The following is a 14,004-nucleotide window of genomic DNA, read 5'->3' on the forward strand; positions in this document are numbered from 1 at the left end:
CCGCGCCGCCCCCCGCCCCCCCCCCCCCCGCCCCCCGGCGCCCCCCCCCCCCCCCCCCCCCCCCCCCCCCCCCCGGCTCTACCCGCGCCCCGACGTGGTCTGCCGTCCCGTCCGGGGACTGGCACCGGCGGAGCTGGCCCTGGTGTGGCGCGCGGACGACGTCCGGCCCGAGGTGGCTGAGTTCGTCGCCGCGTTCACGCCGTTGCCCTCAGCGGCCCCCTCGGGCTTACGCGGTCGTCGCCCCCGCACGGCATAAGCTCGACAGATGGCCAAGTACTTCGACGTGCACCCCGACAACCCGCAGCCGCGCACCATCTCCCAGGTCGCCGACAGTGTCCGCTCGGGTGCGCTCATCGCGTACCCGACGGACTCCTGCTACGCCCTGGGCTGCCGACTGGGCAGCCGTGACGGCATCGACCGGATCCGGACGATCCGCCGGCTGGACGACCGGCACCACTTCACCCTCGTGTGCCAGGACTTCGCGCAGCTCGGCCAGTTCGTACGGGTCGACAACGACGTCTTCCGCGCGATCAAGGCGTCGACGCCCGGCAGCTACACCTTCATCCTGCCCGCGACGAAGGAGGTGCCGCGCATGCTCCAGCATCCGAAGAAGAAGACGGTCGGCGTGCGCATCCCCGACCACGTCGTCACCCAGGCCCTGCTCACCGAGCTCGGCGAGCCGCTCCTGTCCAGCACGCTGCTGCTGCCGGACGAGGAGGAGCCGATGACGCAGGGCTGGGAGATCAAGGACCGGTTGGACCACGTCCTGGACGCGGTGGTCGACTCCGGGGACTGCGGCACCGAGCCGACGACGGTCATCGACTTCTCGGGCGGCGAGGCGGAGATCATCCGCAAGGGCGCGGGCGACACCTCACGGTTCGAGTAACGGGTTCGCAAAGGGGCGTTAACGGCGAGGTCAGAGGGCCAGGGGTGCCGGATGCGCCTCTGAGCGGGCGTGTCACGATGCCATGATCCACCCGGACGGCCGGGCGGTCCCGCCGGCCGACACCCCGCAGAGAGGCAGCCCTCGTCATGACCGCCGTACAGGGAACCGCAGTCGACATCCCCACCGACGACGGCACCGCCGACGCGTATCTGACGCATCCCGGTGACGGCAGCCCGCACCCCGCGGTTCTGCTCTACATGGACGCCTTCGGGCTGCGCCCGCAGCTGATGTCCATGGCCGACCGGCTGGCCGAGGCCGGCTACACGGTGCTGGTGCCCAACGTCTTCTACCGGCACGGGCGGGCGCCCGTCGTGGAGCTGCCGGAGTTCATCGACCCGGGGGCGCGGCCGGAGATCTTCGAACGGATCGGCCCGGTCATGCAGACGCTGACCCCGGAACCGGCGATGCGGGACGCGGGCGCGTATCTGCGCTGGCTGGCCGACTCCCCCGCGGCCGCCGACGGCCCGATCGCCGTCACCGGCTACTGCATGGGCGCCCGGCTGGCTCTCCTGACCGCCGGCACCTACCCGGAGCGGGTCGCGGCAGCGGCCGGTTTCCACGGCGGGCGGCTGGCGACCGAGGCCCCGGACAGCCCGCATCTGGTGGCCGGCGACGTCACCGCCGAGCTGTACTTCGGGCACGCCGACGAGGACCCGTCGCTGCCGGTCGAGCAGATGGAGCGCCTGGAGCAGGCGCTCACCGCGGCCGGCGTCCGCCACACCTGCGAGGTCTACTCCGGGGCGCGCCACGGCTACACGCAGGCCGACACCGCGTCGTACGACCGAGCGGGCGACGAGCGTCACTGGGCGGCCCTGCTCGATCTCCTGAAGCGCACCTTCTGATCCGGCGGCGTCTCGCGGGGCGTGAGCCGGGAGCGTGTCACACCGGGCGCCCCGAAGCGCATGTCTGGCCGGAACTCGTCCCTGCGTGACCGGAGTTGAGCCCCGCCAGGCGTGAGTTCACTCCTTACCCCCGGTTACCTGCTGGAACCGCTTGCTTTGCTTGTCCATTACCAGTAACTCTTCCCTCTCAAGCCGTGACTCTGGGGGAGTTCGCATATGGAAGGCACGGTTGACGGGTTCCGCTACGGGGTGGTGACTCCTTTGGCCGCCTATGTGATGGCGTGCCTGGGAGGGGCTCTGGGGCTGCGCTGCACGGTTCGGTCCCTGCTCGACACACAGTCGTGGAAGGCCGGCTGGCTGGCGCTGGGCGCGGCCTCGATCGGCTGCGGCATCTGGACGATGCACTTCATCGCCATGATCGGCTTCCAGGTCGAGGAGACCCGGATCCGCTACGACGCGAGTCTGACGGTGCTCAGTCTGGCCGTGGCGATCGTGGTGGTCGGCATCGGCGTGTTCATCGTGGGCTATCGCGGTGCGAGCCCGGTCACGCTGTCCGCCGCGGGCGTCGTCACCGGATCAGGTGTCGCCGCCATGCACTACCTGGGTATGGCGGCGATGCACCTGAACGCAGATGTGCGCTACGACCCGCTCGTCGTCGCGCTCTCGGTGCTGATCGCGATCATCGCCGCCACCGCGGCCCTGTGGGCGGCCGTCACGATCCGCGGCTTCCTGACGAGCCTCGGGGCCAGCCTGATCATGGGGGTGGCGGTGTCCGGGATGCACTACACGGGAATGGCCGCCGTCAGTGTCCACCTGCACGGCACAGGCGGCGGCACCTGGGCCGGCGACTCGCCCCACTCGCTGCTGTTACCCATGCTGCTCGGGCCGGTCGTCTTCCTCGTACTCGCGGGTGTGGTGGTCATGTTCGACCCGCTGCTGGTCATGGGCGACGGCGACCGGAGCCGGTCCGCACCGCTCGGGCGAGCCACCCCGCCGCCGCCCGCCGAACCGCCGCGCCCCGCCTTCGGGACGACGACCGGTGCCGTACCGCGACCGCGGGAGCCGCACGAGGACCGGCCGCGCAGCCGCCGTCGGTGAGTTGACCCAACTCCCGGCTCGTTGTGGATCGTTGTTACGGTGCACCGGTGGCTGATTCTTCACGTGATACCGCCGAAGGCGCCGGCTGGGGCTCCTCGGAACGCGGCGAGTACCGGCAACTCCTTCCGCAGAAGGTCGAGAAGATCTCCTGGCTCGACCCGAGGACGCTGTGGGCCGCCCGCAACGGCGTCGTGGCATCCTGGTTCGGGGACCCCACGGGCCGTACCCGCAGCCGCTGGGTGGGCCAGCGGGCGGCGGCCGGCGCACCTGCTGACAAGGTGATCCGGCGCGACGACCCGGACCGGTTCTCCTTCATGGTCATCGGCGACACGGGCGAGGGCGACGACCCCCAGTACGCCGTCGTGCCGGGGTTCCTGAAGGTCAGTCAGGACACGCGGTTCGCGGTGGTCGCCAGTGACGTGATCTACCCGGTGGGTAGCGCGGACGACTACGGCACGAAGTTCTTCCGCCCCTACCAGGACTACCGGGCACCGATATACGCGATACCCGGCAACCACGACTGGTACGAGGACCTCGGCGCCTTCATGCGCGTCTTCTGCGGCGACGCCCCGCCCCTCGAACCGGAGCCCGGCCCCCGCCCCCTCACCCGCGCCTGGCTGCGATCCCTGCTGTGGCACCGGCCCCGCGCGAACGACGGACAACGCCTCGACGAGGTACGGCAGTTGCGGTCGGCCGCAGCCCAACAGGCCGTCCAGCCGGGCCCGTACTGGGCCATCGACGCCGGACCGGTGCGGATCATAGGCATCGACACGGGACTGCTGGGCACCGTCGACGCCGAACAGGGCGCCTGGCTGCGCGAGGTCTCCCAGGGCCCCCGCCCGAAGATCCTCATCACCGGGTCGCCCCTGTACGTGGACGGCGAGCACCACCCCTGCGCCATAGACGGCGGCGGCACGGTAGACGACATCGTCCGCGACCCCGACCACCACTATGTGGCGGCGATCGGCGGCGACATCCACAACTACCAGCGCTACCCGGTCCAGGTGGACGGCCGCACCATCCAGTACGTCGTCTCGGGCGGCGGTGGCGCGTTCATGCACGCCACCCACACCATCCCCCACATCTCGGTCGCGAACGTCACCGAGAAGGACTTCCGCTGCTATCCGCTGCGCGGCGACTCCCTCGCCTTCTACAGCAGGCTCTACGGCCGTCGGCTGCGCCTGCGCCGCTTCTTCACCCTCACCGAGGCCGAGGCGACGGCCGTGATCGCCGAACGGCTCGGCATCCCGCCGACCCGCACGTCCGGTGAGCCCGCGCGGATCACCCTGCGCACACGTCTCGTCGCGAGCCTGCTGGGTGCGGGCGGCCGCCCCGACCGCACCTCGCGGCTGCGGCTGCCGGTCCGCAAGATCTACACGCAGTTGTTCTCGCCGAGCTCGGCCACCTACAGCCCGCCGTTCTTCAAGTGCTTCCTGCGCCTGGACGTCACCCCGGAGACGATCCGGCTGCGCTGCTACGCGGCCACCGGCAACCGGGCCCAGGAGATCGACCCGCCGCTCGAGGACGAGATCACCATCCCGCTGACCTGATCGCGGTCGTACCGCCGCCGCCTGCGACAATCCAGACCGAACCGCTGTACGACTCGACCGATGGAGGGGCCCGTGCCGCCGACCTCACGCCCATTGCGCAAGCTGGGCTTCCTGACCATCGGACTGTTCGACGAGGCCGATCCGCGCCGGGGCCACGAGTCCACGCTGGAGATCATCGAGCTGGGCGAGCGGCTGGGCTTCGACAGCGCGTGGCTGCGTCACCGGCACTTGCAGTACGGCATCTCGTCCCCCGTCGCGGTCCTGGCGGCGGCCTCGCAGCGCACCCGTCGCATCGAACTCGGCACCGCGGTCATCCCGCTGGGCTGGGAGAACCCGCTGCGGCTGGCCGAGGACCTGGCGACGGTCGACCTGCTGTCCGGCGGCCGCCTCAACCCCGGGGTGAGCGTGGGCCCGCCCATGCGCTACGACGAGGTCAAGGGCGCACTGTACCCGGACACGGCGGACGCCGAGGACTTCAGCTACGAGCGGGTGCGGCGGCTGCTGGACTTCGTGCGCGGGGAGCCGGCCACCGACTTCAGCGGGGTCGCGGGGTTCGAGGTGTTCTCGGACCGGGTGCAGCCGCGCTCCCCCGGCCTCGGCCGCCGCCTCTGGTACGGCGGCGGCAGCCTCGGCTCGGCGAAGTGGGCCGGCGAGCACGGTATGAACTTCCTGGTCAGCAGCGTCGTCAAGGCCGAAGGGGCCGAGGGGGCACCGGACTTCGCCGAGATCCAGCTCTCCCACATCCGCGCCTTCCGCGCCGCCCACCCCGACGGCGAGGACGCCCGCGTCTCCCAGGGCCTCGTCGTCATCCCCACCGACTCCGCCTCGCCCGAACAGCGCGCCAAGTACGAGGACTTCGCCGCGAAGCGCACCCCTCGTACCGCCACGCCGCAGGGCCCCGCCCGTCTGATGTTCGCGCCCGACATCGTCGGCACCTCGGACGAGATCGCCGAGCGGCTGCACGCGCACGCCGCGTTCCGCGAGGTCGACGAGGTCGCGTTCGCGCTGCCGTTCACCTTCGAGCACGAGGACTACGTGCAGATCCTCACCGACATGGCGACAAAGCTGGGCCCGGCCCTGGGCTGGCGGCCAGGCGCCTGAACGGGTCACCAGCGCCCGGGCTCGGTGCCGGTGATCGGCTCCGACGGCTTGCCGTCCACCCCGACCGGCACGTCACCCGCGAGCATCACCCGGTGCATGGTCCGGGGGAAGCCGAGGTGGGCGTTGTCGCCGGGCGCGAGGTGGATGGTGGCCCGGTTGTCCCAGAAGGCCACGCTGCCCGGCTCCCAGCGGAACCGGACCGTGTACTCGGGCCGGGTCGCCTGTTCGAGGAGCATCTCCAGGATCGCGGTGCTCTCGGCCCGGGACAGGTCGGCGATCTGCTCGACGTAGTAGCCGTTGACGTACAGGATCCGCTCCCCCGTCTCCGGGTGGACGCGCACCAGGGGGTGCAGTGAGGCGACCTGATGGTCCAGCAGATGCCGCACGTACGCGTCGTCGCCCGGCCGCGGCTGGTAGCCGACGCCGAGCCGGTGCTCGGCGCGCAGGCCGTCGACGAACTCCCTGACCGGGCCGGAGAGTCCGGCGTACGCGGCCGCCAGGTTGGACCAGGTGGTGTCGCCGCCGTACGGCGGGACGGTCTCCGCGCGCAGGATCGTCGCGGCCGGCGGGTCGATGCGGGCACCGTGGTCGCAGTGCCAGCCGCGCAGCAGGGTGTGCCGTCGGCGCTGCAGCCATTCGTCGTGCTCCATGCCGAACCTGCCGCCCAGCTCCAGCCGGTCGGCGGTCGTCTCGATCTCCGGGAAGTCCGGCGGCGAGGCGCTGCCGCGCCTGCGCAGCACGACCGGTTCGCCGAAGCGGCGCGCGAACGCGATGTGCCCCGCGTGATCGAGCCGCTGCCCGCGGAAGAACACCACCTTCCAGCGCAGCAGCGCCGCCCGGATCGCGGCGACCACGGTGTCGTCGAGCCCGTCGGCCAGGTCGACGCCGGTGATCTCGGCACCGATGTGGCCGGCGACCGGTTTCACCTCGATCCCGTCGTCCGAGCGGTCCGCAGTGGCCCTGTCCGTCGTCATGCGCACTCCGTCGGTCCGTCCCTGCCGGCTTCGGTCCGAGCCGGTTCCAGGAAGATCGTGACAGCGTTCGGCGGGCCTGGCGACAGGGCCTCATCCCGCCTCCACGCCGGCCATGACCGCGTCCGCCACCTGGGCGACGGAGCGCCCGGTCGTGTCGATGTGCGGCAGGCCGTGGAGCTCGTCGTGCGTCAGCCGCTGAAAGCGCCGGGCACGGGCCAGGAACTTGTCCACCAGGTACCGTTCCCGTTCCGTCCCCTCCGCATAGCGCGCCGACTCGCGCAGCCGGTCGCCCAGGACCGCGTCGTCCACCGTGAGCCACACGGCCCGGGTGTGCGGGACGGTCAGCCGGGCCACGCGGGTGGGCCAGAGCGCGGAGCCCTCCAGAACCAGGCCGGGGCCGTCGCCGGTCGCGCGGTCCGTGATCAGTTCCTCGATGCGCGGCCACAGGAGGGCGTAGTGGCCGAGCACCGAGCGGATCAGCTCGTCGACGTCGAGAGTCGCGTAGTGCTCAGCGACATGCGGGGGCATCTCCCACTCCGCCGTGTGCCAGGGCCGCCCCGGATGCCGGGCCAACTTGTCCGTCGAGCGGCAGTCGAACCCGAGCCGCTTGGCGACCACCCGGGCCGCGCTCGACTTCCCGGCGTGAGACGTCCCCCCGATCAGCACCACCCGCACATCCCGCATGTGCGACACCTCCCTGAACCCCGTCCGGTTGATCGTTGCGGCCCCTGTCCCCGACCCTGGGTGTACGACACAGTCAAGGGAAGGTCCCGCAGTGATCAGCATTCCGACCCACACCCTCAACGACGGTACGACGATCCCCGCCCTCGGCCTCGGCACCTGGCCGATGGACGACACGCAGGCGGAACAGGCGGTACGCGGCGCGCTGGAGGCCGGCTACCGCCTGATCGACACGGCGACGAACTACCGCAACGAGACCGGTGTCGGCCGGGGCGTCGCCGGCAGCGGCGTGCCCCGCGAGGCGATCGTGGTGACGACCGGTGGGACAGGGCGGCCCGGTGGCGGGTACGCCCGGGAAGGAGCCGACGGTGGGCGAGCGTGACCGGCTGCGGGACTACCGCGGCAAGCGGGACTTCGGCCGGACCGGCGAGCCGCAGGGGCAGCAGGGCTCGTTCGGCGAGGAGCCCCGCTTCGTCGTGCAGATCCATGACGCGAGGACCCTGCACTTCGACTTCCGGCTCCAGGTGGACGACGTACTGAAGTCCTGGTCGATCCCGAAGGGCCCCTCCGACGACCCGAAGGACAAGCGGCTCGCCGTGCCCACCGAGGATCACCCCCTGGAGTACGAGGAGTTCGAGGGTGTGATCCCGCACGGCGAGTACGGCGGCGGCACGGTCATCGTCTGGGACCACGGCACCTACGAGCCGCTGAGCCACGACCGGAGGGGCCGGCCCGTCGACTTCGGGGAGTCGCTGGAGCACGGGCACGCCACGTTCCGGCTGCACGGTTCCAAGCTGCACGGCAGGTATGCCCTGACCCGGTTCCGGGGCGGCGACGACGAGTCCTGGCTGCTGGTGAAGGCGTCCGAGGGGCGCCCCCAGGGGCACGGCACGCCCGACCCGCGCCGGGCCCGGTCCGTGCGCTCGGGCCGCACGCTCGCCCAGGTCAGCGCCGAGGACCGGGAGAACTGATTCGAGCGTCGGTCGATCCGCGGAATACCGCCCCAACCGGCCCTGTATGCCTCTAAGTTCGCAGCGGCACGACCTTGCCTGCCCACACGAGCCAGGAGGCCTTCCGCATGCGCAGCCCGCTTCGCACTGTTCTGACCGGCGCGGTCGTCACCGCCACCGTCTTCGTGGGCGGCAGCGCCCACGCGACTCCGCCGGGGCCGGGGGTGACCGCCCGGCTGATCGCGCAGAAGACCGTCGGGGACACCGACTACGTGCTGAGAGAGATCACCGTTCCGCCGGGTCAGGCCACCGGCTGGCACTACCACGACGGTCCCGTGTACGGGCACGTGAAGCAGGGCACCCTCACCCACTACCACTCCGACTGCGCCACCGACGGCGTCTACCCGCAGGGCACGACCGTGCGTGAGCCGGGCGGGCCGAGCGATGTGCACCTCGGCAGGAACCTGGGCGACACGCCGCTCGTGCTCGAGGTGCTGTACGTGCTGCCGCACGGCTCGCCGTTCTCCGAGGACGTGGCGAACCCGGGCTGCCCGTTCGAGTGATCACCACTCCGGCGTCAGCGTCTGTTCGGCCCAGATGGTCTTGCCGCTGCCGGTCTGCCTGCTGCCCCAGCGCTGCGTGAGCTGGGCGACCAGGAGCAGTCCGCGGCCTCCCTCGTCGAAGGCGTGGGCGCGGCGCAGGTGCGGGGAGGTGGAACTGCCGTCGGAGACCTCGCAGATGAGCGTGCGGTCGCGGATCAGCCGTAGCTGGATGGGCGGTTCGCCGTAGCGGATCGCGTTGGTGACCAGTTCGCTGACGACCAGTTCGGTGACGAAGGCCGCGTCGTCCAGTCCCCACGCGGTGAGCTGCTCGGTGGCGGCCTGCCGGGCCGCGGCCACGTGGGCGGGGTCCGGCGTGACGTCCCAGGTGGCGACCTGGTCCGCGCCCAGTGCCCGGGTGCGGGCCAGCAGCAGGGCCACGTCGTCGCCGGGCTCCTCCGGCAGTACGGCCTTCAGCACCGTGTCGCACAGGGCGTCGAGGGTCTCGGTGCGGGCGGTCAGGGCGCGGCACAGTTCGTCGGTGGCATGGTCGATGTCGCGATCGCGGTCCTCGACGAGGCCGTCGGTGTACAGGGCGACGACGGAGCCCTCGGGCAGTCGCACCTCGCTGGCCTCGAAGGGCAGGCCGCCGACGCCGAGTGGGGGGCCGGCGGCCAGGGGCATCAGCTGTGCGGTGCCGTCGGGCAGGACGAGGGCCGGCGGTGGGTGACCGGCGGCGGCCATGGTCAGGCAGCGGGAGACGGGGTCGTAGACGGCGTAGAGACAGGTCGCGCCGAGTTCCGCGACCTCGTCGTCGGCGTCGCCGGACGCCAGATGGGTGACCAGGTCGTCGAGGTGGGTGAGGAGTTCGTCCGGCGGCAGGTCGACGTCGGCGAGGGTGCGGACGGCCGTGCACAGGCGTCCCATGGTCGCCGACGAGGCAATGCCGTGGCCGACGACGTCGCCGACGACCAGGGCGACCCGACTGCCGGAGAGCGGGATCACGTCGAACCAGTCGCCGCCGATGCCGGCGATGGATCCGGAGGGCAGATAGCGGTGGGCCACCTCGACCGCCGCCTGACCGGGCAGGCCGCGGGGCAGCAGGCTGTGCTGGAGGGCCAGGGCGGTGGTGCGTTCGCGGGCGAAGCGGCGGGCGTTGTCGATGCAGATGGCGGCGCGGCTGGCGAGTTCCTCGCCGAGGACGGCGTCGTCGGCGCCGTAGTCGTCCACGTTGGCGATCCGGACGCCCACCGCGACGCCCAGCGTGGTGCCGCGGGCACGCAGCGGCACCGCCAGCATCGAGTGGGCTCCTCTGCGCTTGGGGCGGCCCGCGGGGGCCCGTGCGTTGCGTTCGGCGACCCACCGCATGAAGTCCGGTTCGCCCGCCTGGCTGAGGACCGCCCGTCCCTGCCGCACCGCCCGCGCGGGCGGCGAGTAGGCGGGATAGACGTCCGCCCCGCCCAGGGGTACGGCGGCCTCCGGTGTGCCCTCGGTGACGGAGCCGTGCGCGATGCGGCGCAGCAGGATGTCGCCGGTGAGCACCGTGGGCGGTTCGTCCGCCCCGAGGACCCAGTCCAGCAGATCCACGCTGGCGAAGTCGGCGTACCGCGGGACCAGGAGTTCCACCAGTTCCTCGGCGGTGCGCACAACGTCCAGGGTGGTGCCGATGGCGGCCGACGCCTCGTTCAGCAACGCGAGGCGTTGCCGGGCCCAGTACTGCGCACTGCTGTCGAGCGCCGCCAGGGCGACTCCGCTCACTTCTCCGGAGGCGTCCCGCACGGGCCACATCTCGATGCTCCAGGCATGCTCCCGGTTGAGGGCGGGCGCGCCGGTGAAGCTCTCGTAGTGCACCGGCCGGCCGGTCTCGGCCACCTGGCGGAGATTGCTGAGGAAGCCCCGGCTGTGCTCGGCGTCCTCCACGCTCTCCGGGAAGTGCCTGCCGAGCAGGGCTTCCTCCGGCACGCCCATCACCCGGCAGGCCGTTTCGTTGAGGCGCAGATAGTGCTGCCGGGTGTCGAAGACCGACATGGACACGGACGCCTGCTGGAATGCCCGCCCGGCGAGCGTGGTCTCGCCGGGCGGCACCGCGGTGATCACGTAGCCGTGCGGAGTGCCGTCGCCGCCGAGTACGGGGTGCGCCGTCAGGGCGAGCGGGACGAGGGAGCCGTCCCGGTGCCTCAGCACGACGGTGCCGGTCAGGGCCGCGAGGGCCCGGTCCGGGGGGTCCTCGGCGAGCAGCTCCCGTGCCGCGCGTCCCACGACCTCCTGGGCCGGGTATCCCGTCAGCCGCAGGGCGCCGTCGCTCCACCCCGTCACGATGCCCTGGGCATCGGTGGTCGCCGCAGCGGAGGCGTGCTCCATGTCGTCCAGGATGGTCCCTTTGCGGCACCGCATCAACCGTGGTGCGGCCTTCGGGGTCCCGGCCGTCAGCCGCGGTGGGCGCGCAGCGCGTCGAGAGCCCGGTCGGCGTGGGTGTTCATCCGCAGTTCGCTGCGGACGACCTCCAGGATTGTCCGGTCCTCGGCTATGACGAAGGTGATCCGCTTGGTGGGGGCGAGGGAGAAGCCCCGCTTCACGCCGAACAGCTCCCGGACCTTGCCCTCGGGGTCGGACAGCAGGGGCATGCCGAGGTTGTGCTGTCCGGCGAATTCCTGCTGGCGTTCGACGGCGTCGCCGCTGATGCCGACGGGCCGGGCGCCGACCGCGGCGAACTCGGCGGCCAGGTCGCGGAAGTGGCAGGCCTCCGCGGTGCAGCCGGGGGTGAGCGCGGCGGGGTAGAAGAACAGCACCACGGGACCGTCGGCGAGCAGCCCGGTCAGGCTGCGGGGCGTGCCGGTCTCGTCCGGCAGCGTGAAGTCCTCGATCTTGTCGCCGATCTCCAAAGGCTTGCTCATGACCGGCCCTCCCCGCTTCGCGCGACGCTGCGGGCCCACAGGACGAGGGGCACCTGGAGCGGCAGCCGTCCGACGGCGGCGGCCTTCAGGGGTGCGGGGCGGTGGCGCCAGTCGACGGCCATCTTGACGTTGGCGGGGAACACGCCGACGAAGAACGCCGCGGTGGCCAGCGCGGCCATTCGCCGGGTGCGCGGTGCGGCGATGCCCGCGGCCAGCGCCAGTTCGACGACTCCGCTGGCGTACGTCCAGGTCCTGGGCGTGCCTGGCAGGCTGCGCGGGACGGTCGCGTCGAACGGGCGTGGCGAGGCGAAGTGGGCGACACCCGCGGCGGCCAACAGGCCGGCGAGCAGCAGGGGCGAGCGTTCGGACCGTGACACGGGTTCCTCCTATGACGACCTGCCGCGCGACATTACTGGAGGGTAGGAGCGCGCAGGTCCACCGCCCCCCTCTGCCGGCCCCGGGACGATGGCACGCATCGCCGCGCGTCCGGACGGCGGCGATGCCGGGGACGGTGCGCTCAGGCGGTGCCGGCCGGTGCCGTGGATTGCGGCTCGACTTCGTCGTCGATGGCGTGCGACAGGAAGTCGTCGACCATGCGGTGGAAGAGCGAGGCGAGCTTGCGCAGCTCCTCGGGCGACCACTCGGACAGCGCCAGCTGCATGCCGCGGGCGCCGGCGTCGCGGATGCGGTCGATGGCCTGTTGCCCGGTCTCGGTGAGCTGGATGCGCTGGGCGCGGCGGTCGTCGGGGTCCGGTACGCGGGTGACGTACCCGGACTTCTGCAGCTGCTGCACGGTGCGGGTGACGTGGGAGGCCTCCACTCCCAGCCGGGTGGCCAGCTCCCCGGGCCGCAGCGGCTCGGAGTCGGCGACCTGCCGGAGCAGCGCCACTGCGGCACGGTCCAGCGGGACGTCCGCCAGGGCCATCAGCCGGTCGTGTTGCCGGGCGCGCGTGCTCAGGTAGGTGATGCGGGTGAGCGCCCTCTCGATCTCGATGACTTCCGGGGACGCGGGGACGTCGGGGAGCGGTGGTGTGGACATGGGACGCACTTTACCATCTTGTTGCGTAACTCAAGTAACTTACTGCTTGAGTTTCCGATGAGCACAGCACCCGTACCGCCTCTCACGGCTTGCGGCCGACACCCCCGAAGTCATCGACCTGCGGGGCGTCGGTCCCGGCCTCCGGTCCCGGGCGCCAGCGCGAGACGGACACCACACCGGGTTCGAGCAGTTCCAGGCCGTCGAAGAAGCGGGCGAGCTGCTCCGGGCTGCGGTTGACCCGCGGACTGTCTCCTGCCTCGTTCCACTGCTCGATCATGGTGCGCATCGCCTGCGGATCGATGACCTCGGTGTCGTCGCAGAGCACGAGGTGACTCCCGGACGGCAGCGCGTCCACCAGGCGGCCCACGACGTCGTACGCGCCGTCGTCGACGATGTGCGCCGTGATCCCCAGCAGCACCAGCGCGATCGGCTCGGTGAAGTCCAGCGTCTCAGCGGCGCGCCGCAGGATCGTCTCGGGGTCGCGGAGGTCGGCGTCGATGTAGGCCGTCGCACCCTCGGGCGTGCTGGTGAGCAGGGCCTCGGCGTGGGTCAGCACGATGGGGTCGTTGTCGACATACACGATCCGCGTCTCGGGGGCGATCCGCTGCGCCACCTCGTGGGTGTTGTCGGCGGTGGGCAGTCCGGTGCCGACGTCCAGGAACTGGCGTATACCGGCCTCGCGGACGAGGTGCTCCACGGTACGTACCAGGAACGCCCGCTGGGCCCGGGCGATGTCGAGGATCTGCGGATTGGCCGCGACGATCTGGTCGCCGACCTGCCGGTCGATCTCATAGCAGTCCTTGCCGCCCAGCCAGTAGTTCCAGATCCGGGCGGAGTGCGGCACGCTGCTGTCGATGAGCGGGGCGTCAAGTGGCATGCGAACTCCCGGAGTTGATCGGCCGTGCTGCCACCCCACCGCCTGGGGGGCAAGTCCGTCAAGCGCCGGCCGCCCTGACAGCCCGCCTCCACCCGCCGCGCCTTCCGCTCCACCCGCAGCAGCCACGCCGGATACGCGCCGCCGCCCACGCCCGTGACACGCCGACCGGCAGCAGGGCCAAGCCGGTGACCCGCTGGGTGAGGAGATTCGTCCGCGGACACCAGCAGGGCTCCCATCCACGCGGCCGACAGGATCGAGGAGACCGTGCCACCGGCGCCAGCCCGAAACCATGTGGAGGTGGCCGACGGCACCGCCTACGTGGTCGACCCCGGCGCCGGCGAGGACCAGGTGACACAGGTCCGTATCGGCCGCTGACCGGGGGCGGGGCGCCGGGGGGCGGCGGGCCCCCCCCCCCCCACCCCCCCCCCCCCCCACCCCCCCGGGCCCCGGCGACCCCCAGATAGGTGGCCGGGGCGTAACCCGCCAACGGTGCAGCGGGGGACGCCACCACGT

General features: G+C 71.9%; 14 protein-coding genes and 1 pseudogene. 8 read left to right on the top strand and 7 right to left on the bottom strand.

Going from position 1 to position 14,004, the window contains the following annotated elements:
* Window positions 1-265 precede the first annotated feature (265 nt).
* From ACFYO2_RS25715 to ACFYO2_RS25735, 5 genes are all read left to right on the top strand, one after another.
* Window positions 266-886, top strand: coding sequence for an L-threonylcarbamoyladenylate synthase (locus ACFYO2_RS25715; protein WP_053755209.1), 621 nt, complete (start codon window positions 266-268; stop codon window positions 884-886).
* Between the two features lie 146 nt (window positions 887-1,032).
* The gene (locus tag ACFYO2_RS25720) at window positions 1,033-1,788 is read left to right on the top strand and encodes a dienelactone hydrolase family protein (protein WP_388353416.1); all 756 of its coding nucleotides are present in this window, start codon (window positions 1,033-1,035) and stop codon (window positions 1,786-1,788) included.
* 216 nt (window positions 1,789-2,004) lie between these two features.
* Window positions 2,005-2,886, top strand: coding sequence for an MHYT domain-containing protein (locus tag ACFYO2_RS25725; RefSeq protein WP_388353419.1), 882 nt, complete (start codon window positions 2,005-2,007; stop codon window positions 2,884-2,886).
* 47 nt (window positions 2,887-2,933) lie between these two features.
* The gene (locus ACFYO2_RS25730) at window positions 2,934-4,436 is read left to right on the top strand and encodes a metallophosphoesterase family protein (protein WP_388353421.1); all 1,503 of its coding nucleotides are present in this window, start codon (window positions 2,934-2,936) and stop codon (window positions 4,434-4,436) included.
* 72 nt (window positions 4,437-4,508) lie between these two features.
* Complete coding sequence (locus ACFYO2_RS25735; RefSeq protein WP_388353423.1) at window positions 4,509-5,537, top strand: LLM class flavin-dependent oxidoreductase; 1,029 nt, start codon at window positions 4,509-4,511, stop codon at window positions 5,535-5,537.
* A 5-nt stretch (window positions 5,538-5,542) separates the two neighbouring features.
* Here the strand turns inward: ACFYO2_RS25735 and ACFYO2_RS25740 are convergent, their stop codons facing one another.
* Both ACFYO2_RS25740 and ACFYO2_RS25745 read right to left on the bottom strand, forming a co-directional pair.
* Window positions 5,543-6,511, bottom strand: a complete 969-nt coding sequence (locus tag ACFYO2_RS25740) for a TauD/TfdA dioxygenase family protein (protein WP_388353426.1) — start codon at window positions 6,509-6,511, stop codon at window positions 5,543-5,545.
* 90 nt (window positions 6,512-6,601) lie between these two features.
* The gene (locus ACFYO2_RS25745) at window positions 6,602-7,195 is read right to left on the bottom strand and encodes a hypothetical protein (RefSeq protein WP_388353429.1); all 594 of its coding nucleotides are present in this window, start codon (window positions 7,193-7,195) and stop codon (window positions 6,602-6,604) included.
* A gap of 91 nt (window positions 7,196-7,286) precedes the next feature.
* Between ACFYO2_RS25745 and ACFYO2_RS25750 the strand changes: the two are divergent.
* The 3 genes and pseudogenes from ACFYO2_RS25750 to ACFYO2_RS25760 all read left to right on the top strand — a co-directional run.
* A pseudogene (locus tag ACFYO2_RS25750) lies at window positions 7,287-7,535 on the top strand (aldo/keto reductase); the annotation flags it as partial.
* A 25-nt stretch (window positions 7,536-7,560) separates the two neighbouring features.
* Complete coding sequence (locus ACFYO2_RS25755) at window positions 7,561-8,163, top strand: DNA polymerase ligase N-terminal domain-containing protein (RefSeq protein WP_388353431.1); 603 nt, start codon at window positions 7,561-7,563, stop codon at window positions 8,161-8,163.
* 107 nt (window positions 8,164-8,270) lie between these two features.
* On the top strand, window positions 8,271-8,705 hold the full coding sequence (locus ACFYO2_RS25760; protein ID WP_388353434.1) for a cupin domain-containing protein: 435 nt from the start codon (window positions 8,271-8,273) through the stop codon (window positions 8,703-8,705).
* Here the strand turns inward: ACFYO2_RS25760 and ACFYO2_RS25765 are convergent, their stop codons facing one another.
* The 5 genes from ACFYO2_RS25765 to ACFYO2_RS25785 all read right to left on the bottom strand — a co-directional run bounded on the left by ACFYO2_RS25765 (window position 8,706) and on the right by ACFYO2_RS25785 (window position 13,491).
* Window positions 8,706-11,042, bottom strand: a complete 2,337-nt coding sequence (locus tag ACFYO2_RS25765; RefSeq protein ID WP_388353437.1) for a SpoIIE family protein phosphatase — start codon at window positions 11,040-11,042, stop codon at window positions 8,706-8,708.
* A gap of 65 nt (window positions 11,043-11,107) precedes the next feature.
* Window positions 11,108-11,575 (bottom strand): peroxiredoxin, encoded by a 468-nt coding sequence (locus ACFYO2_RS25770; RefSeq protein ID WP_388353439.1) that lies wholly within the window; start codon window positions 11,573-11,575, stop codon window positions 11,108-11,110.
* A complete protein-coding gene (locus tag ACFYO2_RS25775; protein ID WP_388353442.1) occupies window positions 11,572-11,952 on the bottom strand; it encodes a DoxX family protein in 381 nt (126 codons plus the stop codon). Before ACFYO2_RS25775 ends, ACFYO2_RS25770 begins: the two co-directional genes overlap by 4 nt.
* Window positions 11,953-12,092: 140 nt before the next feature.
* A complete protein-coding gene (locus ACFYO2_RS25780; protein ID WP_388353445.1) occupies window positions 12,093-12,614 on the bottom strand; it encodes a MarR family winged helix-turn-helix transcriptional regulator in 522 nt (173 codons plus the stop codon).
* 82 nt (window positions 12,615-12,696) lie between these two features.
* Window positions 12,697-13,491, bottom strand: a complete 795-nt coding sequence (locus tag ACFYO2_RS25785) for an SAM-dependent methyltransferase (RefSeq protein ID WP_388353447.1) — start codon at window positions 13,489-13,491, stop codon at window positions 12,697-12,699.
* Between the last annotated feature and the right edge of the window lie 513 nt (window positions 13,492-14,004).

The organism is Streptomyces sp. NPDC006602, assembly GCF_042870385.1.
Taxonomy (GTDB): Bacteria; Actinomycetota; Actinomycetes; order Streptomycetales; family Streptomycetaceae; genus Streptomyces.